Origin of the sequence: Planomonospora parontospora (assembly GCA_014647935.1) — a bacterium.
GTDB lineage: Bacteria > Actinomycetota > Actinomycetes > Streptosporangiales > Streptosporangiaceae > Planomonospora > Planomonospora parontospora.
The window spans coordinates 91,921-114,694 of sequence record BMQD01000004.1 but is presented as its reverse complement, the minus strand read 5'-3'; the positions used below and the strand labels follow the sequence as shown (position 1 = coordinate 114,694).

The window sequence follows — 22,774 nt, the reverse complement described above, 5'->3', positions numbered from 1 at the left end:
TTCCGGCGTTCTTCCTGCAGAGTCCGACGCTTTCACTTGTCAAGACTCCGCCTTGGTGTGCACACTGTGGGAAGCCCAGCTCACCGAGGGAAGATGGCGATGACGCACCCCGAGAACACCGACGTGACGTCGGTCATGAAGGCCGCGCAGGACAACCTGTGGATGCACTTCACCCGGCACGGCTCCTACGCCGACGCCGACGTGCCGATGATCACGCGGGGTGAGGGCGCCTACGTCTACGACGTCAACGGCAAGCGCTACCTCGACGGCCTGGCCGGGCTGTTCGTCGTGCAGGCCGGGCACGGGCGCAGCGAGCTGGCCGAGGCCGCCGCCAAGCAGGCCCAGGAGCTGGCCTTCTTCCCCCTGTGGTCCTACGCCCACCCCAAGGCCGCCGAGCTGGCCCAGCGCCTGGCCGCGCAGACCCCCGGCGACCTCAACCGGGTCTTCTTCACCACCGGCGGCGGCGAGGCCGTCGAGACCGCCTGGAAGCTCGCCAAGCAGTACTTCAAGATCACCGGAAGGCCGCTCAAGCACAAGGTCATCAGCCGCCAGATCGCCTACCACGGCACCACCCAGGGCGCCCTGTCGATCACCGGCGTGCCCGCCTTCAAGGTGATGTTCGAGCCGCTGGTGCCGGGCTCGGTCCGGGTGCCGAACACCAACCACTACCGCGCCGACGAGATCACCGGCGTCCCCGGCATGACCCCGGAGCAGTACGGCTACTGGGCCGCCGAGCGGGTCGCCCGCGCCATCGAGATGGAGGGCCCGGAGACCGTGGCCGCCGTCTTCGTCGAGCCGGTGCAGAACGCCGGCGGCTGCTTCCCCCCGCCGCCCGGCTACTTCCAGCGGCTGCGCGAGATCTGCGACGCCTACGACGTGCTGCTCGTCTCCGACGAGGTCATCTGCGCCTTCGGCCGGCTGGGCACCATGTTCGGCGGGCAGAAGTTCGACTACGTCCCCGACATCATCACCTGCGCCAAGGGCATGACGAGCGGCTACTCGCCGATCGGCGCCATGATCGCCTCCGAGCGCCTCTTCGAGCCGTTCAAGAACGGCACCGAGATGTTCGCCCACGGCTACACCTTCGGCGGCCACCCCGTCTCCGCGGCGGTGGCGCTGGCCAACCTCGACCTCTTCGAGCGCGAGGACCTGCTCGGTCACGTGACCCGTAACGAGCCGGTCTTCCGCGCGACCCTGGAGCGTCTCCTCGACCTGCCGATAGTCGGCGACGTGCGCGGTTCCGGATTCTTCTGGGGCATCGAGCTCGTCAAGGACAAGGCGACCAAGGAGACGTTCACCGCGGACGAGTCCGAACGGATGCTCCGCGGGTTCCTCTCCAAGGCCCTCTACGACGCGGGCCTGTACTGCCGTGCCGACGATCGCGGAGACCCCGTGATCCAGCTCGCCCCGCCGCTCATCTGCGGCCCCAAGGAGTTCGACGAGATGGAGTCGATCCTCCGCTCCGTGCTGACCGAGGCATGGAACCGGCTCTGACCGCCTCCGCCCCGCCCGGGCTCCGGAAAGGAAACCCCCCCATGAAGATCGGCGTGCCCGCCGAGGTCAAGAACCACGAGTACCGCGTCGCCGCCACCCCGGCCGGCGTGCACGAACTGGTCCGCCACGGCCACGAGGTGTCCGTGCAGCGTGGCGCGGGCCTCGGCTCGCACTTCCCCGACGAGGACTACCTGGCGGCCGGAGCCAAGATCCTCGACACCGCCGACGCGGTGTGGGGCGAGGCCGACCTGGTCCTCAAGGTCAAGGAGCCGATCGCGGAGGAGTACCCCCGCATGCGCCCGGGGCAGGTGCTCTTCACCTACCTGCACCTGGCGGCCGGCCGCGCGTGCGCCGACGCCCTCCTGGAGCGGCGGGTCACCGGCATCGCCTACGAGACCGTCCAGTCCGGGAGCGCCCTGCCGCTGCTCGCCCCGATGTCGGAGGTCGCGGGCCGCCTGGCCCCGCAGGTCGGCGCCTACCACCTGATGCGGTCCAACGGCGGCCGGGGCCTGCTCCCCGGCGGCGTGCCCGGCGTGGCGCCTGCCAAGGTCGTCGTCATCGGCGCCGGCGTCTCCGGCCTCAACGCGGCCCAGATCGCGGTCGGCATGGGCGCGGACGTCACGGTTCTCGACCTCAACGTCGACCGCCTGCGCTTCGTCGACGCCGTCTACCAGGGCCGGATGAAGACGCTGGTCTCGACCTCCTACGCGATCGAGCAGGAGGTCCTGGAGGCCGACCTGGTCATCGGCGCGGTGCTGATCCCGGGGGCCAAGGCCCCGACCCTCGTCTCCAACGACCTGGTCTCCCGGATGAAGCCGGGCTCCGTGCTCGTCGACATCGCGATCGACCAGGGCGGCTGCTTCGAGGACTCCCGCCCGACCACGCACGCCGAGCCGACCTACCGGGTCCACGACTCGATCTTCTACTGCGTGGCCAACATGCCGGGTTCGGTGGCCAACACCTCCACCCGGGCCCTGACCAACGCGACCCTGCCGTACGCGGTCAGGCTCGCCGACCTGGGCTGGCGCGAGGCCCTGCGGCAGGACGCGACCCTCGCGCCGGGCCTCAACACCCACGACGGCCTGCTCACCAACGAGCAGGTGGCCGTCGCCCTCGGCCTGCCGTTCACACCGGTCTCCGAGGTGCTCGCCCAGGCGTGACCCGCCGGGTCCCGCCGCCCGCCGTACGCGTCCGCCCCCGGCGCCGCGTACGGCGGGCGGCGTCAGCCGTGTCCCCGGGCGGCTCCGCAGCTCACGGGCGGCGTCAGCGCGTCTCCAGGCGGCTCCGCAGCTCACGGGCGGTCACCAGGACGTGCTCGATCTCGGCCGGGGTCGGCCAGGGGGCGCTGCCGGGACGGAGCAGCGTGGCTCTGACCGCGCTCAGGTGCTCGACCGCGCCCCGGTGCAGCCCGCTCCGCTCGGCCAGCCAGTCCACGACGCCGGTGTGGTCGAGCAGCGGCCGGGTGACCAGGTCCCAGGTGCCGAGGATCTCGGCCAGGTCGCCGGGGGCGAGCGCGGCGCCGCCCCGGCGGCCCACGGCGGCGGCTGTCAGCTCGGCGCGGGCGACCAGCTCGGGCTCGGCCGTACGGTCCCACGGCGACGAGGCCGGGGCCGGGGGCCACGGCTCGCTCCGGTAGAGCTCGGTCAGCTCGGGCGCCGAGCCGGTCACCGAGAGCAGCGCCGCCAGCTCGGCCGCCGCCTGGCGGTGACCGGCCAGGGCCGCCTGGCGGAACCAGTGCTGTCCGCCCTTGAGGTCGTTCAGCTCCGCGATGAGCAGCAGCCCGAAGTTGAAGGCGGACTCCGCGTCGCCGCAGGCCGCCGCCCGCCCGAACCAGTGGCTGGCCGCCTGCGGGTCCTTCAGCTCCACGCAGACGAAACCGGCCGTCCGCTGGTCGTCCACCCGCCCCGCCTGCGCGGCCTGCTCGAACCAGGCGCGGGCGGCGCGCAGGTCTCCGCGGGCCAGCGCGATCCCGCCGAGCCGCGAGGCGGCGCCCGGATGCTCGTTCCTGGCGGCGGTCCGGTAGCACGCCTCGGCGCCCTCCGGATCCCGGTGGGCGGCCATGAGCAGGCCGAGATGGTAGGCCGCGTCGGAGTGGCCGTTCCGGGCGGCCAGCTCCCACCAGCGCAGCGCCTCGTCCTCCGCGCCGGAGGAGTAGGCGAGGAAGCCGAGGTCGTGGGCCGAGAGCGGGTCGCCGTCCAGCGCGGCCCTGCGGTGCCACTCCCCGGCCTCCTTCACCTCGCCGGCGTCCTCGCAGATCAGGGCCAGCCGCCGGGCCGCGGGCCGGGAACCCGCCCGGGCCGCCGCCTCGAACCACCGCCGGGCCGCCGGCAGGTCGCCGTGCTGCTCCATCAGCAGCGTCGCCAGGTTGAGCGCGGCCTCGGCGTCGCCGCCGCCCGCGGCCAGCTCGTACCAGCGCACGGCCTCGTCGAGGCTGCCGTGCTTCTCGTGCCAGACGCCGAGGTTGTAGGCGCTGTCCAGGTTGCCCGCGGCCGCGGCCCGCTCCCACCAGTGCCGCGCCGTCGACCGGTCGCCCCGCTGCGCGTGGCGGCGGCCGAGCAGGTGCGCGGCGTGCGCGTCCCCGCTCTCGGCGGCCCGCAGCAGGGCCGCCTCGTCGACCACCTCGTCCGCCTCACCCCCGTCGCCCGTCTCACGCGCGGCGTTCGCCCCACCCGCCCCACCCGCCCCACCCGCGCCACCCGCGCCGTCCGGAGCGTCGTGCCCGGTGCCCCGGGGCGCGGGCACCAGCGCCGCCGTGGTCGTCTCCGGGTCGTCCGGCCACCACCCCATGTCCAACCTCCTCGCAGCCAAGCCACAGGTTCGCACGCGACGGATTGACAGCGGAGCGTAATCACCTCTTCTGCTCGGGGATTTCTCAGCGGAAGGTGATGAAGCCGACGTACATCCCCATCGAGCAGACGTAACGCAGCGAGCCGGGCCGGCGCGGGGCTAGCCGCACCGCGGCGGGCAGCGCCACGTCCCGGCCGTCGACGGTGACCGTCCGGGTGCAGCCCGGCGCCCCCGCGAGGTGGAAGGAGACCTCGGTGGGCACGCCCGCGCGGGCGGTCACGATGCCGGGCCGGTAGCCGCGGTCCGTCGCCCACACGTCGATCCGCTGCACGCCGTCGGCGCCGACCGGCCGTACCGGCGGTGTGGCGGCCGCCGCGCCCGCCACACCGCCGGGAGAGGGGAGCCAGCCGCCCAGCCGGAGCCCCGAACCGGCGGTCCACAGGCCGGCGACCAGCGCGGCCACCCCGACCAGTGCCGCCAGCCGGGTCGCGGCCACCCGCCGCAGCACCAGCCCCAGCAGTGCGAACGCGGGCGCGGTGCCCGCCGCGAACCCGGCCATGACGGCCGCCCCGCCCATCGCCGAACCGCTGGAGACCGCCACCGCCTCGGTGCTGAGCGTGACCCCGCAGGGCACCAGGATCGTCGCCGCCCCCAGGAGCGCGGCCCGCCGCCCGGTCGCTCGCCTGGTCGCTCGCCCCGTCCGGGGCGCGGAGGGCACAGGGCCGCCGCCGGGCGGCGTGAGATCATCGGGGGCGTGCGGCGGCACCGGGGCGCGACGGGCCGGAGACGCGGGTGCGTCGGGCGGCGGCACGGCTGGAGACGCCGGTGCGCCCGGTGGGCGCGGAGTGGAACCGCGGACGAGCAGCCGGAGTCCGAAGCCGACGACCGCGATCCCGGCCGCGACGAGCAGCGCCGCCCGGACCGGGGGGCCGAGCCGTACGGCGGAGCCCAGCAGGCCGAGCAGGACTCCGGCGGCGATGTGGGAGGCGAGCCGTCCGGCGAGGAAGAGGGCGACGGCCCTCGGGTCCGACGGCTCAGGGGACGGGTGGCACTCCCCGCCCGCGGTCCCGGGGGCCAGCCCGGCCAGCAGCCCGCCCTGCGCCGCCGTGCACGACGCGGTGCCCGCCACCAGTCCGGCGGCCAGACCGCCGGTGAACAGCGTGATCACCTCGGCGCTCAACGAGCGCCCCCCGCCCGGGTCCTCACGCCCCGAACGTTAACCGCCCCCGGCCGGAGCGAACAGTGACACTTCGCTCACCCACCGCCATGGCGGAGAGCCGGAGGCGGGACCAGCCCGTGCTATCCGAGGGCTTTCTCGAAGATCGAGGTCTCCAGGGTGAAGTCGACGGGTGCGGGGAGGCGGAGGGGGCTGCCCACGGCGACGCGGGAGACCGTGTGGTACTCGCCGCCCTTGGGGTCGCTGAACACGGTCACGGTGGCGGGGGTCGCGACGGGGTCGATGAGGAGCATTACGGGGACCAGGCCCATGGCGTAGAGGTCGGGCTTGCGGTCGCGGTCGTCGATGACGCTGCCGGGGGAGACGATCTCGGCGACCATGAACAGGCCGGAGGAGAGCAGCTCGCGCGTGCCCCAGCGGGGGCAGTCGGCCGGGGCCAGCACGAAGTCCGGCTCGACCGGGTCGCGGGGTCCGTCGATGCAGACGTCGACGTTGCCGACGTACGCGCGCCAGTCGCGGTCCATGACCAATGACTGGAGGGCGTGATAGAGCAGCGTGGCGGTCCAGCCGTGCTCGGGGGTGCCTACCGGACTCACTATCAGACTCCCGTCGATGACCTCGGTCCGCAGTCCGGGCAGCTGCGGGAGCGCGTCGAACAGTTCGCGCGCGGTGCTGGGCAGGGGCCGGGACGCGGTCTCGGGAGTGGGCCGCAGTTCGGCGGGGAGCCGTCGTGACGTCTTGACCATGACCGTGTCCCTTCGTGTCCTGATGAACACGGTCAGTATCGCAAAGACGCGATCGGATCGCGAGGAGTTCAGGCCCAGCCGGGGCGGACCAGGCCGGACTCGTAGGCGATGACGACGAGCTGGGCGCGGTCGCGCGCGTGCAGCTTGGTCATGGTGCGGCTGACGTGGGTCTTGGCCGTGGCGGGGCTCATGAAGAGCGCGCGGGCGATCTCGTCGTTGGTCATCCCGGTGCCCACCAGGGCGAGGACCTCGCGCTCCCGGTCGGTGAGCGCGGACAGGTCCATCCCGGCGACGGGCTCCTTGGCACGGCCGGCGTACTCGGCGATCAGCCGCCGGGTCACCCCGGGGGAGAGCAGGGCGTCCCCGGCGGCGACGACGCGGACGGCCTGGATCAGCTCGGCGGGCTCGGTGTCCTTGACCAGGAAGCCGCTGGCGCCGCCCCGGAGGGCCTCGAAGACGTACTCGTCGAGCTCGAACGTGGTCAGGATGATGATCCTCGGTCCGGGGGGCATGCGCCGGGTGGCGGTCAGGCCGTCCATGCCGGGCATCCGGACGTCCATCAGGACCACGTCCGGCCGGTGCTCCGCCGCCAGGACGAGGGCCTCGGCCCCGTCGGCGGCCTCGGCCACCACGGTCATCCCGGGCTGGGCGTCGAGCAGCGCCCGGAACCCGGCCCTGACCAGGGCCTGGTCGTCGGCGAGGACGATCCTGATCACGTCGTCCACCCGGCTGCGGGCGCCGTCACGGCTCTGGCCGGGCGCGGGTGTCACGGTGTCCTCCCCGGGACGGACGCGGTGGCGTCCCGCCCGGCGCGGGCGTCACCCGGCCGCTCCGGGACGGGCAGCCGCGCCTCGACGCGGAAGCCCCGCTCGAAGGGGCCCGCGGTGAGCGTGCCGCCGAGGGCGGCGGCCCGCTCGCGCATGCCGGGGATCCCGTTCCCGCCGCCCAGCCTCTCGCCGGGGTCCGCGTCCGGTCCCCCGCCGGGCGCGCCCGCCGGACGGCCGTCCGGACCCGCGGCGGTGACCCGGGCGCCGGAGTCGGTGACCCGGATCAGCAGTTCGCGGGCGCCGTACTCCAGCAGGACCGTGACGGAGGAACCGGGGGCGTGGCGGCGCGCGTTGGTGAGCGACTCCTGCACGATGCGGTATCCGGCCCGCTCCACGCCCGGCGGGAGCGGCCGGATGCTTCCGGAGGTCTCCGCGGTGACGTCGAGGCCGCTCCGCTCGACCAGCTCGTCCAGCCGGTCCAGCCCGGCGGTGGGGGAGCGCGGCGCGTCGTCGCGCAGGACGCCGATCACCGAGCGCATCTCGGTCAGCACGTCCTTGGAGGCCTGCTTGATCGTGGTGAGCGCGGTGCGGGCCTGCTCGGGGTGGTCGTCGATCAGGTGCAGCGCGGTGGACGCCTGGACGTGGATGAGCGAGATGTTGTGCGCGAGCACGTCGTGCAGCTCCTGGGCCATGGTCAGCCGCTCCTCGCTGACCTGCCGCCGGGTCTCCTCCCGCGCCGTCCGCTCCCGCTCGGCCTTGCGCTCCCGCCTGGCCCGGGCGAACTCGCCCGTGGCCAGCAGCACCCCCATGACGGCGGCCATCGCCAGGGAGTGCCACAGGCCTGTGCTGGGGACGGGCGCCAGCCAGGTGGTGTGCACGAGGAAGAACGCGTAGGCCGCCGCCGCCGCCGTCCAGGCGGCCCGGCGGTGGCCCAGGACGAGGGCCTGGTGGAGCGCGATGGCCGGGCTGAAGAAGATCGGGCCGTAGGCGTGGCCCCGGGCGACGAAGACGATCATCGCGGTGACGGTGACGGTCAGGGCGAGCACCGGGTTGCGCCGCCGCCAGAACAGGGCGAGCGGCCCGATGAGCAGCAGGACGACGCCGAGCGGGTCCGCCGGGAGCCGCTCGGGCTGGTTGCCCTGCGCCGCGTGGTTGGTCGCGACCTGAACGGCTCCCACGATCAGCGGGAGCATCCGGTCGGTCCAGCGGGGTCGGGAGCGCACGCCAGCACCCTACGCCCGCCCGCCTGACCTGCGCGTCCGCCCGGAGGCGCGGGCGCCGCTACATCTTCGGCGGTACATGAGGCTGACAACCCTGCCGAGGTGGGTAAAGCTGAGCGCGGGAGGACATATGATCACTAATCGCTCTGTCGCGCCCCTCGCAGTGATCCTGGTGGCGGGCTCCACCGTGCTCACCCCGCCGGCCTGGGCCGATCCGCCGCCGACCCCGCAGCCGGTCGCGCCGGCCGCCTCGCCGACGACCGGGAGACCGGGCGGCGGCCAGACCGGGAAGGCCCCCGTCGCCGAAGGGTACGGCGGCGCGGTCTCGACCGTCGACCCGGACGCGAGCAGGGCGGCGCTGAAGGTCCTCAGGCGCGGGGGCAACGCCGTCGACGCGGCGGTCGCGGCCGCGGCCGTGCTGGGGGTGACCGAGCCCTACTCGGCCGGACTCGCCGGGGGCGGGTTCCTGCTCTACTACGACGCGCGGCGCGGGAAGGTCCACACGATCGACGGCCGCGAGACGGCCCCGAAGGCGATGACGGCGACCTCGCTGGAGGGCGTCCCGTTCGAGGAGGCCGTCACCAGCGGGCTGTCCGCCGGAGTGCCCGGCAGCGTGGCCCAGTGGGAGCTGGCACTGCGCCGGTTCGGCACGCTCTCGCTCCGGCAGGCGCTGCAGCCCGCCGTCGAGGTGGCCGACCGCGGCTTCACCGTCGACCAGACGTTCCACGACCAGACCGCCGCCAACGCGGCCCGGTTCGCGGACTTCACCTCCACCGCGAAGCTCTTCCTGCCCGGCGGCGCACCGCCGCGGGTCGGCTCCACGTTCCGCAACCCCGAGCTGGCCGAGACCTACCGCACGCTCGGCAGGAAGGGCCCCGGCTGGCTGTACGGCGGGCGGCTCGGCGAGGAGGTCGTGGCGACCGTGAAGCGGCCGCCGGTCACGCCCGGCTCCGCCCGGAACGTCCGGCCGGGCCTGATGGAGCTGCCGGACCTGAGGGCCTACCGGGCGCTGGAGCGGCCGCCGACGAAGGTCGTCTACAAGGGCATGGACGTGTACGGCATGGCGCCTCCGTCCTCGGGCGGCTCCACCGTCGGCGAGGCGCTGAACATCCTGGAGGCGCTGCCGGAGGTCGGCCCGCACGAGTACCTGGAGGCGTCCCGGCTGGCCTTCGCCGACCGGGGGAGGTACGTCGGCGATCCTTCCGGGGTCCCCGGCGTGCCGCTGGCGGAGCTGCTCTCCGACGGATTCGCCAAGGAGCGCGCCTGCCTGGTCACCGAGCGGGCGATGGCCCACCCGGCCCCGGCGGGGGAGCCCGACGGGGCCTACGGGCCGTGCCCGGCGGACTCCCCGGCGGCCCCGGAGACCGGCACGGCCGCCCCCGAGGGTCCGGAGACCACCCACCTGGTGGTGGCGGACCGGCGGGGGAACGTGGTCGCCTACAACATCACCATCGAGTCCACCGGCGGCAACGGCATCGTCGTCCCCGGCCGGGGCTTCCTGCTCAACAACGAGCTGACCGACTTCACCTTCGGCCCGGCCCCCGGCGACCCGAACCTGCCCGGTCCCGGCAAGCGGCCCCGCTCGTCCATGGCCCCGACGATCGTCCTGGCCGACGGCGAGCCGCTGCTGGCCCTGGGCTCGCCGGGCGGGTCCACGATCATCACGACCGTGCTGCAGATCCTCGTCAACCGCTGGGAGTTCGGCATGTCCCTGCCCGAGGCCCTCGCCGCGCCCCGGGCGACCCAGCGCAACACCGCCCAGACCCAGGCGGAGCAGGGGTTCATCGACCGCCACGGCGCCGAGCTGACCGGGCGCGGACACAGCCTGGTCCTCAACCCGGAGATCGGCGCGGCCACCGCGGTGGAGTTCCTCGGCCGCGGCCGGCTGCAGGCGGTCGCCGAGCCGTCCCGCCGGGGCGGCGGCAGCGCGCTGGTCGTCTCCCCGGCGCGGTGACCACGCCGGCCGTCTCCCGGCCCGCCACGGCGGGGAGACGGCCGGTGCGCCGCAGGTCCGGAGCCGGGGGGCGGCCGGTGCGCCGCAGGCCTGGGCCCGGGAGGCGATCGGCGCCTCGCCGGTCCGGGACCGGGCCGTCCGCCGTCCGCCGCCCTCGGGCGGTCAGCGGATGAGCCGGTAGGCGCCGGGTCTCACCTTCCGGGTCCGCGCCCAGTACTCGAAGGTGAAACCCGGCCAGAGGGTGCGGTTGACGCCGCGGGAGTCGAGGTACCAGCTCCGGCAGCCGCCCTCGTTCCAGACCAGGGCGGAGAGGCGCCGCTGGAGGCGGTCGTTGAAGTCGCGCTGGGCCTCGGGACGGACGTCCAACGCCCTGGCGCCGGTGCGGGAGAGCAGCCGCAGGCACTCGATGACGTACCGCACCTGGGACTCGATCATGAACACGACCGAGTTGTGGCCCAGGCCGGTGTTCGGCCCGAGGAGGAAGAACAGGTTCGGGAAGCCCGAGACGGCGACGCCGTAGTAGGCCTCGACGCCGTCCTGCCAGGCGTCCTGGATCTTCCGGCCGTTCCGGCAGGTGATCCGCTGGTCGTTCAGCGCGTCCACGACCTTGAAGCCGGTGCCGTAGACGATCACGTCGACCTCGGTCTCCCGGCCGGCGGCGTCGAGGATCGAGCCCTCCCGGATCTCGCTGATCCCGTCGGTCACGACCTCGACGTTCTCCCGGGTGAGCGCGGGATAGTAGTCGTCCGAGAGCAGGATGCGCTTGCAGCCGATCGTGTAGTCCGGGGTCAGCCTGGCCCGCAGCCCCGGGTCGGGCACCTGCCGTTCCAGGTGGCGCAGGGCGACCGCCTCGTGCACCTTCATCAGGCGCGGGTCGACGGTGAAACCGAGCGCACGGGTCTCCAGCGCCCAGTAGATCGCGTTGCGCAGCGCCCGGGCCGCGCCGGGCAGGGCGAGCAGCCGCTTCGTCCGCTCCGGGAAGGCGAAGTCGGGCTTGGGCTGGATCCAGGGCGCGGTGCGCTGGTAGACGGTCAGGTGCGCGGCCCGCTCGGCGATCCTGGGGACGAACTGCACCGCGGAGGCGCCCGTGCCGACCACCGCGACCCGCTTGCCGGTCAGGTCCACCGAGTGGTCCCAGGCGGCCGAGTGGAAGGCCGCTCCGCGGAAGCGCTCGCGGCCCGCGATCTCCGGGAGCGACGGGACGTGCAGCGCGCCGACGCCCGAGACGACCGCGTTGGTGGTGAACACCTCGCCGTCGGCGGTGCCGACCCGCCAGTCGCGGGCCGCGTCGTCGTACTCCAGGGAGACGACCTCCTTGCCGAACCTCAGGTGCGGGCCGAGGCCGTACTTCTCCGCGCAGGCGCGCATGTAGTCCCGGATCTCCCCCTGCGCCGGGAACATCCGCGACCAGCCGGGATTGAGCTCGAAGGAGAAGGAGTACATGTGGGAGGGGACGTCGCAGGCGCAGCCGGGATAGGTGTTGTCCCGCCAGGTGCCGCCGAGCTCGCCGGCCTTCTCCAGGATCACGAAGTCGTGGTATCCGGCCTCCTTGAGCTTGATCGCCATGCACAGCCCGGCGAAGCCCGAGCCGATGATGGTCATCCCGGGGGAGGTTCTCATCCCATCTCCTTATTGGACGCAAAGTCCAATGTAACGAGCGGGCCCGCGTGCCGTCCATCCCCGAGACGCCGGAGCACTCAGAGAAACCGACCGGTCGGTACGGCATCGGCCCAGGGGTACGCGAAAAGCGCCGAGGGCGAAGCCTTCGGCGCGGGCGGACATGCGTCGGGTCGTACGGCGTCGCACGGCGTCGTACGGCGGAGCGGTCGCCGCCCTGCCGTGTGACCGCGGGTGCGGCTAGAGGATCAGGTAGGCGGCGACGGCGGCGATGACCAGCACCACCACCACGCCCGCCACGATGGGGACGATCGGCGACCGCCGTTGCGGGGCGGCCTCCGGGTCCTTACGCTGTGCGAACGCGCGGAACTGCTGGGTGTTCCCTGCCGGGTCGATCTGAGGGTCAGACATGGGTCGACTTTAGCGACACATCGCGACTTTTCAACCCGGGTTCCTGTACCCGAACCGTGCCCGGACCGTTCCCGGTGCTCCGCCGGTTCCCGGTGCTTCGCAGGGTCGCCCGCGCACCGTCTCGGGCGTGGCGCGGTCCTGGGGGCGGGACCGCGGGTATGGGCGGATAGCGTGGTGTCATGCTCCGGATCCTGTTCTCTCCGCGCGTGGTGGTGCTCCACCTCCTCGCGGTCGGAGCGCTCGTCGTGTGCGGGTTGCTCGGCCGCTGGCAGCTCGGGGTCTTCGAGGACTCCGGCAGGCCCCAGTCCACGCGGGACCCCGCCCCGGTGGCGGTGGGCACGCTCACCGAGGCCGGCCGCCATCTGGCGGCCGACGCGATCGGCCGCAGGGTGACGGCGGAGGGGACCTTCGACGCCTCCCGGCAGCTCCTGGTGGCGCAGCGGGACGAGGGCCTGTGGGTGCTGACCCCGCTCGACCTGGGTGACGGCACGGTGATCCCCGTCGTGCGCGGCCGGGTGCCCGCCGCCGGGGACCCGGCGACGGCCGTGCCGCAGGGGAAGGTGACCGTGACCGGGCGGCTGCAGGCGTCGGAGCCGACCGACAGCGTGCAGCGCAGGACCCGGCAGCTCCCGCAGGGGCAGGTGCTGACGGTGTCGTCGGCGGAGCTGGTCAACCTGTGGCGGGGCGTGAAGCTGCGCGACGGCTTCGTGATCGCCACAGCCCAGTCGCCGGCCCCGCCCGTCGCGGCCGAACCGGTCCACGCCCCCGCGCCGACGCAGGAGGGCGTGCTCACCTGGCGCAACCTCGCCTACGCCGCCCAGTGGTGGATCTTCGGCCTGTTCGCCGTCTTCATGTGGTGGCACTTCGTGCGCGACGCCCTCCGGGGCGGGAGGGCCGCTCCGGAGGGCGGAACGGGCCCGGACTCCGGGCCGGATCCCGGGACGGAGCCGGATCCGGACCCGGAACCCGCCTCCGCTGCGGACTCCGGGTCCGCGCCGGAGTCCCGGCCGGCCGCCGTCTGACCGGCGGCCCCGGGCGCGGACCCCGGATCCGCCCGTGGGGCCGTCCCGTCCCGCGCACACCCCGTCCCGCGTACACCCCGTCCGGCCCCGCATATCGTTGAACGTCCCCGCTCCCCGACCCGAGGTAGATGACCGTGGAATCCGCTCTCAAGCCCTTCCGAGTCCTGGCGTACGTCGTCGGCGTGATGCTGCTCGTCCTGACCGTGTGCATCGTGCTCAGGTACGGCTTCGGCATCGAGGGCCCGTCGAAGGTCGTCTCCCCGATCCACGGCTTCCTCTACATGCTGTACCTCGTGGCCGCGATGAACCTGGGCATGAAGGCCCGCTGGTCGTGGCAGTACATCCTGGGCGTGATGCTCGCGGGCACCGTGCCGCTGCTCTCGTTCGTCTTCGAGCGCAAGGTCACCCGGCGCGTGGAGACCGAGGCCGCCGCCGCGACGGCGACCGCCTGACCCCTGCCCGGCTCCCCGCCTGGCCCCTGCCCGGCTCCCCGCCTGACTCTGCTACGGGGGGCGGGGCCGTACGGAGGTCCCGCCGGGCGGGACCCCGGAGCGCTGTGCCGCGGAGGCCCGCCGGGAGCGGGCCTCCGCGCCGGATCAGCGGCCGATGCCCCGCCTGCGGGCGCGCTTGAGCCGCTCCCGCTGGGAGGGATCGAGCATCATGTAGCCGACGGCCGGGGCGGCGACGACGCCGAGGAAGACCAGCAGGGCCAGCCAGCCCGGCAGGAAGATCCACGAGAGCAGCACGGCTGCTCCGGCGCCGATCGCGTACTTCTGGATGGGCGACATCCTCAACATCCTCCGAACGCGGAGCGCGCGCCCCGCCTGATGACATTCTGCGTCGCCCGGTCAACGAGCGGGCCACCCACCCGGGTTCCATCTGAGATATATCTCGTTTCCCGGGACGGGCTCACCGCGGCCCGCCGGGCCGTCCCGGGCGCCGGGCCGCCCGGCGGGGCCGGTTCAGGCAGGGCCGGTTCAGAGCGGGCCGGTTCGGGAGGGCGCGCGGAGCGGCCCGGCGGGTCAGCCGCGGGCTCTGAGGGCCTCGGCGACCCAGCGGGCCACCTTCGCGCCGTTCTCCGCGACCCTGCCGTCGGCGTCCTCCTTGACGCTGCCCCGCTCGTACTCGACCTCGGCGACGAGGTTGCTGACGCGGAAGACCACGGTCACCTTGTAGGAGCCGCCGTAGAGCTTGCTCGGCCCGTAGCCGCCGGTGATGAAGGCCTCCTCCCCGAGGCCCTTCAGGTCCTGGGGCGGGAGGGGAGCGGGTGTGGCGCGCTCGCTCCGGTCGCGGGTGTCCTGCTTCCTGCTCGCGAGGTATTCCTGCGCCCGCCGCACCTCCGACCCGTCCTGCTTCTGGGCGACCAGGCGCACCCGCAGGTCGAACTTCTCCGAGCCGGGTTTGCGCCAGTCGGCGCTGTTGAGCCAGTTGCACTCGGCGGGCTCGACCTCCGAGCTCCGAAAGCCGGGGACGACCTCCCCCGCCTGTGCGTCGGTGAGCAGGCCGCAGGCCCTCGGGGCGGCGGCGAAGCGGCCCTTGGCGCCGGGGTCCGTGCTCTCCTCACCGGAACCGCTCAGCACCGGCACGAGCAGGATCCCGATGGTGACCGCCATACCCGCCATCAGCACACCGGTCAGCGCCACGATCGAGCGGGGCACGAGGACGCCGTCCGGCCGGTCGGCGGGGCGCGCGGCAGGAGGTACGGCGGCGACGGGACCGGAGTTCCCGCGGGAGGAGACGTCCCGGTGGACGGAGGACACGTCCTCCCGTGGACGTGGATCGGACGGGGCCGAGTCCGCGGGGGCGGGTACGGCGGGACCGGCGAAGGCGGCTGGGCCCGCCGGGGTGGCGGGGCCGGTTGGGGTGGTTGGGCCCGTCGGGGTGGCGGGGCCCGTTGGAGTGGTGGGGTCTGCCGAGGTGGCGGGGACTGTCGGTGCGGGTGCGGGTGCGGGTGCGGGTGCGGGTGCGGGTGCGGGTGCGGGTGCGGGTGGGGATGCGGAGGCCGATGCGGGTGACGCCGGCACTGAGGGGGCCGCCGAAGCGGAAGCGTGAGCCGCGGCACCGGGTGCCGCAGCAGCCGGGGGCTGAATCCGGAAGGGCACGGTCAGCTCGGGGGAACCGGACGGCGCGGCGCCGGCCGCTCCGGCAGGGAACGGCGGCGCGGCCCCGTGCTCCGGAGACGGGAATCCCGGGGCCGGACCCGGTTCCTGGGATGAGAACCCGGGGGCCGCTCCAGGGTCCGGGGACGGGGAGCCGGACGGAGCCTGAAGCGGGGCGCCGGCCCAGGGCGGCTGCGGGGGTGGGGGCACCGGACCGGGGAACGTGCGGCCCGGCGCGGAGTCCGATGACGAGAGGGGGAAGGCGCCGCCCGGGTCGGAGCTGAACGGCGAGGCGGGGAGTGCGTGGCCCGGGTCCGAGGTGAACGGCGAGGCGGGGAGTGCGTGGCCCGGGTCCGAGGTGAACGGCGAGGCGAAGGCGCCGCCGGGGCCGACCGGCGGCGGGGCGGGGAGGGCGGGAAGCGCGGGGAACGGCGCGGGGCGGCCCTGGGAGACCTCCAGCAGGCCGTCACGGAGCGCGCCCGGGTCGGGGCGGAGGGCGGGGTCGCCCGCGAGGAGGCCGACCAGGATCGGGCCGAGCGGACCCGCGTTCTGCAGCGAGGCACCGGGAGCAGGAGGTCTGCCCTCGACGGCGGTGAAGAGGGTCGCACCCAGGGACCACAGGTCCGCGACCGGGCCGGTGACGCCCTCGGGGGCGGTGAAGACCGGAGAGCGGAGGGACGGCCCGGCCAGGACCACCTGATCCTGCGGCCCCATCAGGACCGAGCCCGGCCGTACGTCGCCGTGGGCCATGCCGTGCCGGTGCACGCTCATGAGCTGGTCCAGCACGGACAGGCCGATCCGGGCGGCCTGGGTCGGCGTCATCGGGCCGTGGCGCCCGATGACGAGTTCCAGGGAGGTCTGCGCGGGGAGCCCGAGGCCGAGGGGATCGGCGTCGGAGACGCCGGAGCCCGGTCCGGCACCGGCGTGCCTGCCGTACGGCCTGGGGGTGTCTGCCTGGTTCATCCGGCTGCCGCCTTCTGCTTTCTCAACGCGTCCGCGACCCAGGTCGCTGCGGTGTGGGCCCCACTCTGGATCGCGGGACCGTCCTTGCTGCCGTCCACCACGGTGTACTCGACCTCGACGACCAGGTTGTCCACCCGGAACGTCACGTGGCTCCGCTCCAGCCTGCCGGTCGTGCGGTTCTCGTACACGTCGTGGCCGAACGCCTCCTCCCCGACGGGTTTCACCGGCAGCGGGCCGGTGTTCCTGGCGGAGCGGATCCCGGCGGAGATGCTCGACCGGCTCCAGACGAGCCCGCCGTCGGGGATGGTGCCGTTGCGCCGGTTGACGAAGAGCTCGTGGGCCTGCCGCGGGCTCCTACCCCACTGCGCGGCCGGACCGGCCGGGGCGACCCTCAGGCCCGTCCCGGGGCTGGTCCACTCGCAGCCGCCCCCGTCGGTCGGTCTCCCCTCGCCCGCCAGGGCCGGGAGCAACTGCCTGACCCGGTCCGCGGGGATCAGGCCGCACACGTCCACCGGGGAGGCGAAGGCGCCGGGCCGCTCGCTGAGCTCCGCAGCGGGGGCCGGGTCCGCTCCGGAGGAGACGAGGCCGGTCACGCCCATGGCGACCCCGCCGAGCACCGCCAGGGCGGTGATCTCGGCCGCGGCCCAGACCAGGGGCCCGCCCGTGCGCGGGAACCGGACGGAGGCGCGGTCCTCGCGCGGAAGCCGGGCGGGGAGCGGCGCCCGGCCGGAGGAGGCCGTTCCGGGGGACGGCTCCGGGGAGATCCCGGGGGTCTCACCGGTCACGTCCCGATCGGGGCCGGTCCCGCCGGGTCGGGGATCACCGGTCCGGGCGGGGGCGGGCAGGGGGAGCACGCGCCCCGGCGGGACCGACCCGGGGACGTCGGTCCGGCCGGGAGCGGTCCCGGAAGGACCGTGCTCGGAGGCCGCGGGCCCGAGGAGAGAGGGCGCGGAGGTGGAGCGGCCCTGGGCGACGTCGTCCAGCATCCGGGCGACGGCCTCGGCGGAGGGCCGGGCGATGGGGGACGGGGCCAGCATGAGCATCAGCAGCGGACCCAGCGCGCCCGCACGCTCCGGCCGCCGGGGCGGTTCGGCGAGCGTCCGTCTGATCGTGTCGGCGGGGGTGTCCGCCGGGTGCGGGGGCGTGCCCTCGACGGCGAAGTAGAGGGTGGCGCCGAGCGACCACAGGTCGGAGCGCGCGTCGCCCAGCGCGCCGCGCAACCGCTCCGGAGCGGTGTAACCGGGGGCGCCGATCGGGCGGCCGGTGCTCGGGGCCTCCCCTCCGCTCTCGGTGAGGACGATGCCGAAATCGGTGAGGAGGGCCCGGCCGTCCTCGGCGAGGAAGACGTTGCCCGGCGCGATCCCCCGGTGCAGCACCCCGGCGGCGTGCACCGCGGCCAGCGCGCCGAGGATGCCCGCGCCGACCCGGGCCGCCTGACGCGGCGGGAGCGGCCGCCGTTCCCGGACGGTCTCCTTCAGGGAGGCCCCGTGCAGCAGCTCCATGACGATCCACGGGCGGTCGTCGTCGACGACCACGTCGTGGACGACGACGATGGAAGGGTGCTTGATCCGCACGGCCAGGTTGGTCTCGCGCAGCGCGGCGGCGTGGAACGTCTGCCGCGCCACGGGCCCGAGGCCGGACGGGATCCGTACCTCCCTGACCGCCACGTCGCGGTGGAGTACCTCGTCGGCGGCGAGCCACACGATGCCGTCGCCGCCCTCGGAGAGGGGGCGGAGGAGGCGGTAACGGCCCGCCAGCGCTCGTGTGTCGATCCTGCTCACCCCGTTCACCGGCTGCCGCGCTCAGAAGGTCCACTGGCCCGTATCGGACAGCTTGTCGCGCTCAAAAGATAGTCATTCAACGGGATGGGGACCAACGAGAGCGACCTCCCCTTTCCGTCACGATCGTGGTCTCATGCCGCAAGACCATCTCGACCACCGTAATTCGTGCGGAGCACGTTCCCGGTGTGCGCGGAATCTTCACAATCCGCCCCAAGTCATCTGCACAGGGTCCCTCTACGCTCCGCGTATGGCATTTCCCCAGCAACGACGTGTCCTCGTGGTGGAGGACGACGAGACGATCGCGCGGGCCGTACGGCACCGCCTCGCGGCGGAGGGCTTCGACGTGCGGGTGGCCGGGGACGGGGAGGGCGCGCTGGCGGCCTACGCGAAGGCCGAACCCGACGTGGTGATCCTCGACCGGCTGCTCCCCGGCCTCGACGGCCTGGAGGTCTGCCGCCGGATGCAGGCGGCCCGGCCGGTCCCGGTGCTCATGCTCACCGCGCTGGGGGAGGAGACCGACCTGCTGGTGGGGCTCGGGGTCGGAGCCGACGACTACATGACCAAGCCCTTCAGCATGCGCGAGCTGGTGGCGCGGGTGCACGCGCTGCTGCGGCGGGTGGAGCGCGCCTCGCAGCTGGCCGTGGACGACTCGGTGATGCGGGTCGGCGACGTCGAGATCGACACCGCCGAGCGCCGGGTCTACGTGGCGGGCGCGGAGGTACGGCTGACCCGGACCGAGTTCGACCTGCTCTGCCGGCTGGCGGAGCGCCCGGGTCAGGTGTTCGAGCGGGAGCGGCTGCTCGCCGACATCTGGGGCTTCTCCGAGGCCGCGGCCACCCGGACGGTGGACAGCCACGTACGGGCCCTGCGCCGCAAGCTCGGCCCCGGGGCCGTCAGGACCGTCCACGGAGTCGGTTACGCCCTGGTCAGGCCCTGACCGTCCACGGGACCGGCTGCGTCCTCGTGCCTCCTCCACCGTCCCGCAGGCCGATGGTCCCGCCGGGGTCCGGCGAACCGATTTCCCTTCCCGCCACTCGAACACCCCGGAATGCGAAACATGATGAGACCCGACGAGGAGAGCACCCGGCCCGCCCGGCGGGGAACCGGTCTCTCCACCCCCTCCCCGTCCCGCAGGGACGCGGCCCGCCCGTCCGCCGCCCCGGCGGAGGACCAGGGAGGGCGGCCCGCCCGGGGAGGGCGGCGGTGGCTGCGGCCCCTCGACTTCCTCGGCCGGATCAAGGCGAAGCTCGGCGTGGTGATCCTGCTGGCCGTGGTGGCGGCGTTCGTCGTCAACGAGGTCGGCATCAACGCCGGCTACTCGAGGAACACCCGGATCGCGGTGGCGGTGCTGCTCGCGCTCGTCATGGTGCAGTTGCTGGCCCGGGGGATGACCCGGCCGTTGCGCGAGATGGCCGCCGCCGCGCAGACCATCGCCAAGGGCCGGTACGGCCTGCGGGTCACGGCCACCTCCCGTGACGAGGTCGGCGAGCTGGCCCGGGCCTTCAACGCGATGGCGGCGGACCTGGGCGAGGTCGACCGGCAGCGGCGGGAACTGGTCGCCAACGTCAGCCACGAGCTGCGGACCCCGATCACCGCCCTGCGCGCAGTGCTGGAGAACGTGGTCGACGGGGTCTCGGAGCCCGACCCGGTGACGCTCGGTACGGCGCTGGCCCAGACGGAGCGGCTGGGGCGGCTGGTCGCCCAGCTGCTGGACCTGTCCCGGCTGGAGTCCGGGGCGCGGCTGATCGAGCGGGACGAGGTCGAGCTCGGCCCGCTCTGCGAGCAGGCGCTGCGCGAGGCCGTACTGGCGCGGGACGGGGTGGCGGCCCGGTGCGAGGTGTCCGGCGGGCTGAGCGTCCGGGCCGACGCCGACCTGCTGGCGCAGGTGCTGGCGAACCTGCTCGACAACGCGGTGCGGCACAGCCCCGAGGGCGGTGTCGTGGTCCTGTCCGCCCGGCCCGAGGGGTCCGGCGTCCGGCTGCTGGTGACCGACCAGGGGCCGGGCATCCGCGAGGAGGACCGGACCCGGGTGTTCGAGCGGTTCTCCCGGCTGGACGCGGGACGGGCGGCGGACCAGGGCGGCGCCGGGCTGGGCCTGGCCATCACGAAGGAGATCGTCGAGCTCCACGGCGGTTCCATCCGTGTCGAAGACGGTGTCGGCTGCCGGATAGCGGTCGACCTCCCAGAAAGGATCCCGATGACCTTCCCTCCCGCCTCCGGCGGCACCTCCGCGGAGGACTCCCCCTCCGGAGGGTCCGGTGGACCGGAGACCCCCGTCTCGGGTGGTCGCCCGGGCGCCCCCGGTGCGTCTCCCAGCCCGGACGGCCATCCCGAGGGCCGCTCCGGCCCTGATCCCGCCGCCGTCTCCGTCGCTCCGGCCGCCCGTGAGGCGGTGAAGGCCCGTGGAACGGCGGCGGACGGTGAAGAGGCGGAGGCCCGCGAGACGACGGAAGACCGCGAGGAGGCGGAAGACCGCGAGGAGGGGAGCCGCGAGGAGGCGGCGGCTCCCCGGCCGGACCCGGTCCCCGCCGGCGCGTCCGCCTCAGTCGAGGACCCCGTCCGTACCGGGACATCCGCGCCCGCGGGGGCGCCCGCCTCCGCGGGGGAGATCCGGACGCCGTCCCATCCTCCGATCCGCCCCGGGGTCACGGCCCCCCGGTTCCTGCCGGGACAGCCCGGAGCGGTCCCCGTCCCGGTCCGGAACTGGCCGGGAGCGATCGCCGGGGTCCTGCTCGGCGGTTTCCTCGGCGTTCTCGCGGGCCTGCTCCTCGGCTTCGGGCTCGGGGCGGTCTCGCCCTCGCTGGGCATCCTGGTGGGGGTCGGCGTCCCGCTGGTCGCGGCGTTCGTCGGCACGGTGATCGGTGCCACCACGGCGTCGGACGGGTTGTGGACGGGCTACCAGCCGATCTCCGGCCCGCCTCCCGTCGGCCCGCCTCCCGTCGGCCCGCCTCCCGTCGGTCCGCCTCCCGTCGGTCCGCCTCCCGTCGGTCCGCTTTCCGCGGGTCCGCCTCCGGTCGGTGCGGGGCGGACGACGCAGGGACCGGTGGAGAGGACGGCAGGAGGACCTCCCGGCGCGACGGGGGGCGGGGGTTCCGCCGTCGCCGCGGCGGGACCGGTCCGGGGACCGGCCGCAGGAGGGAGGACGACCGCTCCCGCGGGGAGGGCGGCGGAGGGGCCGCCCGGCGGGTACGTGGCCCCCCCGGTGTTCCCCCGCCCCGAGCTGCCGGACGCGCCGCGGTGGCTGCTCGCCGCCTGCGCGGTCGTCGGGCTGCTCGCCGCGGTGGCCCTGCCGTACAGCTCGGTGGGAGTGGGACTCGTGCTGGTGGCGGCGGCCATGGGGGCGGCGGTGCTGCCGGTCGCCAGGAAGCGGATCACCCCCTGGTCGGCGGCGATGGGACTGGTCGCCTACGGACTGATCTCGGTGGCGGTCTTCCGGGACGCCGACTGGCTCGTCGGGCTGCTCCTCCTCGCCGGGTTCGGGATGGCCGCGCTCGCCCTGTCGGGGGCCGGGCGCGGCTGGCTCGGGGTGGCCAGGGGCGGGATCTCGGTGGTGCTGGGGCTGCTGCCGGTGCCGTGGTTCCTGGCCGCGCCGCTGAAGGGGCCGGTGAAGGGCATGGCGACCCGCAGGGTGCTGCCCACACTGGTCGGGCTCGGTCTGACCGCGGTGCTGCTCGGGATCTTCGGCGCGCTGTTCGCCTCGGCGGACGCGGTCTTCGCCCGTACGGTGGAGCGGCTGCTGTTCTCGCAGGACTGGGCGGAGACGCTGCCGCTGCGCGTCCTGGTCTTCGCGGTCTTCGCGGCCGTGGTCGCCGCGGCCGTGCTGGTGGGCCTGCGGCCGGTCGTCGAGCCGCAGGCGCAGGGCCTGCGCCTGCGCGTCGGCCGCGGCCTGTGGGTGACCCCGCTGGCGGCGCTCAACCTGCTGTTCGGCGCGTTCGTGGCGATGCAGCTGACGGCGCTGTTCGGCGACGCCGGCTGGGTGGTGGCCACCACCGATCTCACCTACGCCGAGTACGCCCGCTCCGGGTTCTTCCAGCTGGTCGTGGTCAGCGTCTTCGTGCTGGCGATCGTGGCGATCGCGTCGGGGGCGGTCGAGACGGAGGGGCGCGAGCGCTGGCTGATGGCCGGGCTGCTCGGCCTGCTGTGCGCGCTGACCATGGTGATCCTGGCCTCCGCGATGTACCGGCTGGACCTGTACGTCGACGCCTACGGCCTCACCCGGCTCCGCGCCTCCGTGCAGGCGGCCATCTGGTGGCTCGGCGGCGTCTTCCTGCTGGTCCTCGCCGCGGGCGCGCTGCGGCTGCTGCGGCGCGGCCCGGCCGGATGGCTGCCCCGGACGATGGTCCTGATGACGGGCGTGGGCCTGCTGGCCTTCGCGGTGTGGAACCCGGACCTGCGGGTCGCGGAGACCCAGCTCGCCGTCCGGGGCGTGGACCGGCTCGACCAGCGCTACCTGGGCGGCCTGGGGGCGGAGGCCGTGCCGGCGCTGGACCGGCTGCCGGAGCCGCTGCGCAGCTGCGTGCTGAGGGACGTGACCCGGGCCAACCGGCTCGACCGGCCGGACCCGTGGAACGGCTGGAACCTGGCGCGGGACCGGGCCAGGGAGGTGCTCGCCGCGCGGCCCGTCCCGCCGGGGCCGGTCCTGTGCCTGGACGGCTACTCGTCGTCCCGCCTGATCCCCGACCAGGACTGATCCGGGCCCGGCCGTGGTCCCTCCCGGGAGAGGGGCCACGGCCGGG

17 protein-coding genes are annotated in these 22,774 nt (G+C 74.5%); 7 read left to right on the top strand and 10 right to left on the bottom strand.

Annotation, left to right across the window (positions count from 1 at the left end; genetic code table 11):
* The first annotated feature begins 99 nt into the window (after positions 1–99).
* Both IEZ07_RS08095 and ald read left to right on the top strand, forming a co-directional pair.
* On the top strand, positions 100–1,494 hold the full coding sequence (locus tag IEZ07_RS08095) for an aspartate aminotransferase family protein (RefSeq protein WP_189235223.1): 1,395 nt from the start codon (positions 100–102) through the stop codon (positions 1,492–1,494).
* A 41-nt stretch (positions 1,495–1,535) separates the two neighbouring features.
* The gene (gene ald / locus IEZ07_RS08090; protein WP_191894186.1) at positions 1,536–2,654 is read left to right on the top strand and encodes an alanine dehydrogenase; all 1,119 of its coding nucleotides are present in this window, start codon (positions 1,536–1,538) and stop codon (positions 2,652–2,654) included.
* Positions 2,655–2,757: 103 nt separating this feature from the next.
* Here the strand turns inward: ald and IEZ07_RS08085 are convergent, their stop codons facing one another.
* The 5 genes from IEZ07_RS08085 to IEZ07_RS08065 form a co-directional block, all read right to left on the bottom strand.
* Complete coding sequence (locus IEZ07_RS08085; RefSeq protein WP_191894185.1) at positions 2,758–4,281, bottom strand: tetratricopeptide repeat protein; 1,524 nt, start codon at positions 4,279–4,281, stop codon at positions 2,758–2,760.
* 85 nt (positions 4,282–4,366) lie between these two features.
* Positions 4,367–5,461: a sulfite exporter TauE/SafE family protein gene (locus IEZ07_RS08080; protein WP_191894184.1), complete on the bottom strand. Its 1,095-nt coding sequence runs from the start codon at positions 5,459–5,461 to the stop codon at positions 4,367–4,369.
* Positions 5,462–5,580: 119 nt separating this feature from the next.
* Positions 5,581–6,204 (bottom strand): Uma2 family endonuclease, encoded by a 624-nt coding sequence (locus IEZ07_RS08075; RefSeq protein ID WP_189235219.1) that lies wholly within the window; start codon positions 6,202–6,204, stop codon positions 5,581–5,583.
* Between the two features lie 68 nt (positions 6,205–6,272).
* Positions 6,273–6,920: a response regulator gene (locus IEZ07_RS08070; protein WP_191894340.1), complete on the bottom strand. Its 648-nt coding sequence runs from the start codon at positions 6,918–6,920 to the stop codon at positions 6,273–6,275.
* Between the two features lie 50 nt (positions 6,921–6,970).
* On the bottom strand, positions 6,971–8,194 hold the full coding sequence (locus IEZ07_RS08065; protein ID WP_191894183.1) for a sensor histidine kinase: 1,224 nt from the start codon (positions 8,192–8,194) through the stop codon (positions 6,971–6,973).
* Positions 8,195–8,321: 127 nt separating this feature from the next.
* Between IEZ07_RS08065 and IEZ07_RS08060 the strand changes: the two genes are divergently transcribed.
* Positions 8,322–10,145: a gamma-glutamyltransferase family protein gene (locus IEZ07_RS08060; RefSeq protein WP_191894182.1), complete on the top strand. Its 1,824-nt coding sequence runs from the start codon at positions 8,322–8,324 to the stop codon at positions 10,143–10,145.
* A 162-nt stretch (positions 10,146–10,307) separates the two neighbouring features.
* Here the strand turns inward: IEZ07_RS08060 and IEZ07_RS08055 are convergent, their stop codons facing one another.
* Both IEZ07_RS08055 and IEZ07_RS08050 read right to left on the bottom strand, forming a co-directional pair.
* Positions 10,308–11,765 carry a flavin-containing monooxygenase gene (locus tag IEZ07_RS08055; RefSeq protein WP_191894181.1) on the bottom strand — a complete coding sequence of 486 codons (1,458 nt, stop codon included), beginning with the start codon at positions 11,763–11,765 and terminating at the stop codon, positions 10,308–10,310.
* A gap of 237 nt (positions 11,766–12,002) precedes the next feature.
* Positions 12,003–12,173: a hypothetical protein gene (locus IEZ07_RS08050; protein WP_189235215.1), complete on the bottom strand. Its 171-nt coding sequence runs from the start codon at positions 12,171–12,173 to the stop codon at positions 12,003–12,005.
* A gap of 179 nt (positions 12,174–12,352) precedes the next feature.
* On the opposite strand from IEZ07_RS08050, the gene IEZ07_RS08045 reads away from it, so the two are divergent.
* Complete coding sequence (locus tag IEZ07_RS08045; protein WP_191894180.1) at positions 12,353–13,195, top strand: SURF1 family protein; 843 nt, start codon at positions 12,353–12,355, stop codon at positions 13,193–13,195.
* Between the two features lie 134 nt (positions 13,196–13,329).
* The gene (locus tag IEZ07_RS08040) at positions 13,330–13,647 is read left to right on the top strand and encodes a DUF3817 domain-containing protein (protein WP_203871812.1); all 318 of its coding nucleotides are present in this window, start codon (positions 13,330–13,332) and stop codon (positions 13,645–13,647) included.
* Between the two features lie 144 nt (positions 13,648–13,791).
* Here the strand turns inward: IEZ07_RS08040 and IEZ07_RS08035 are convergent, their stop codons facing one another.
* The 3 genes from IEZ07_RS08035 to IEZ07_RS08025 all read right to left on the bottom strand — a co-directional run bounded on the left by IEZ07_RS08035 (position 13,792) and on the right by IEZ07_RS08025 (position 18,038).
* Positions 13,792–13,983, bottom strand: coding sequence for a tail-anchor membrane protein (locus IEZ07_RS08035; RefSeq protein WP_191894179.1), 192 nt, complete (start codon positions 13,981–13,983; stop codon positions 13,792–13,794).
* Positions 13,984–14,217: 234 nt separating this feature from the next.
* Positions 14,218–16,257: a protein kinase family protein gene (locus tag IEZ07_RS08030; RefSeq protein WP_191894178.1), complete on the bottom strand. Its 2,040-nt coding sequence runs from the start codon at positions 16,255–16,257 to the stop codon at positions 14,218–14,220.
* Complete coding sequence (locus tag IEZ07_RS08025; protein ID WP_191894177.1) at positions 16,254–18,038, bottom strand: serine/threonine-protein kinase; 1,785 nt, start codon at positions 18,036–18,038, stop codon at positions 16,254–16,256. The genes IEZ07_RS08030 and IEZ07_RS08025 overlap by 4 nt, the downstream gene beginning before the upstream one ends.
* 247 nt (positions 18,039–18,285) lie before the next feature.
* Between IEZ07_RS08025 and IEZ07_RS08020 the strand changes: the two genes are divergently transcribed.
* Entirely contained in the window at positions 18,286–18,975 is a 690-nt protein-coding gene (locus IEZ07_RS08020; RefSeq protein ID WP_191894176.1) for a response regulator transcription factor, read from the top strand.
* A gap of 120 nt (positions 18,976–19,095) precedes the next feature.
* The gene (locus IEZ07_RS08015; RefSeq protein ID WP_301549311.1) at positions 19,096–22,728 is read left to right on the top strand and encodes a DUF4153 domain-containing protein; all 3,633 of its coding nucleotides are present in this window, start codon (positions 19,096–19,098) and stop codon (positions 22,726–22,728) included.
* The last annotated feature ends 46 nt before the right edge of the window (positions 22,729–22,774 follow it).

Excerpts from the sequence above, each read along its gene's own strand:
- IEZ07_RS08075 (WP_189235219.1), bottom strand. The coding sequence starts at position 6,204 with ATGGTCAAGACGTCACGACGGCTCCCCGCCGAACTGCGGCCCACTCCC.
- IEZ07_RS08035 (WP_191894179.1), bottom strand. The coding sequence starts at position 13,983 with ATGTCGCCCATCCAGAAGTACGCGATCGGCGCCGGAGCAGCCGTGCTG.
- IEZ07_RS08020 (WP_191894176.1), top strand. The coding sequence starts at position 18,286 with ATGGCATTTCCCCAGCAACGACGTGTCCTCGTGGTGGAGGACGACGAG.
- IEZ07_RS08060 (WP_191894182.1), top strand. The coding sequence starts at position 8,322 with ATGATCACTAATCGCTCTGTCGCGCCCCTCGCAGTGATCCTGGTGGCG.
- IEZ07_RS08050 (WP_189235215.1), bottom strand. The coding sequence starts at position 12,173 with ATGTCTGACCCTCAGATCGACCCGGCAGGGAACACCCAGCAGTTCCGC.
- IEZ07_RS08045 (WP_191894180.1), top strand. The coding sequence starts at position 12,353 with ATGCTCCGGATCCTGTTCTCTCCGCGCGTGGTGGTGCTCCACCTCCTC.
- ald (WP_191894186.1), top strand. The coding sequence starts at position 1,536 with ATGAAGATCGGCGTGCCCGCCGAGGTCAAGAACCACGAGTACCGCGTC.
- IEZ07_RS08015 (WP_301549311.1), top strand. The coding sequence starts at position 19,096 with ATGATGAGACCCGACGAGGAGAGCACCCGGCCCGCCCGGCGGGGAACC.
- IEZ07_RS08085 (WP_191894185.1), bottom strand. The coding sequence starts at position 4,281 with ATGGGGTGGTGGCCGGACGACCCGGAGACGACCACGGCGGCGCTGGTG.
- IEZ07_RS08030 (WP_191894178.1), bottom strand. The coding sequence starts at position 16,257 with ATGAACCAGGCAGACACCCCCAGGCCGTACGGCAGGCACGCCGGTGCC.
- IEZ07_RS08055 (WP_191894181.1), bottom strand. The coding sequence starts at position 11,765 with ATGAGAACCTCCCCCGGGATGACCATCATCGGCTCGGGCTTCGCCGGG.
- IEZ07_RS08095 (WP_189235223.1), top strand. The coding sequence starts at position 100 with ATGACGCACCCCGAGAACACCGACGTGACGTCGGTCATGAAGGCCGCG.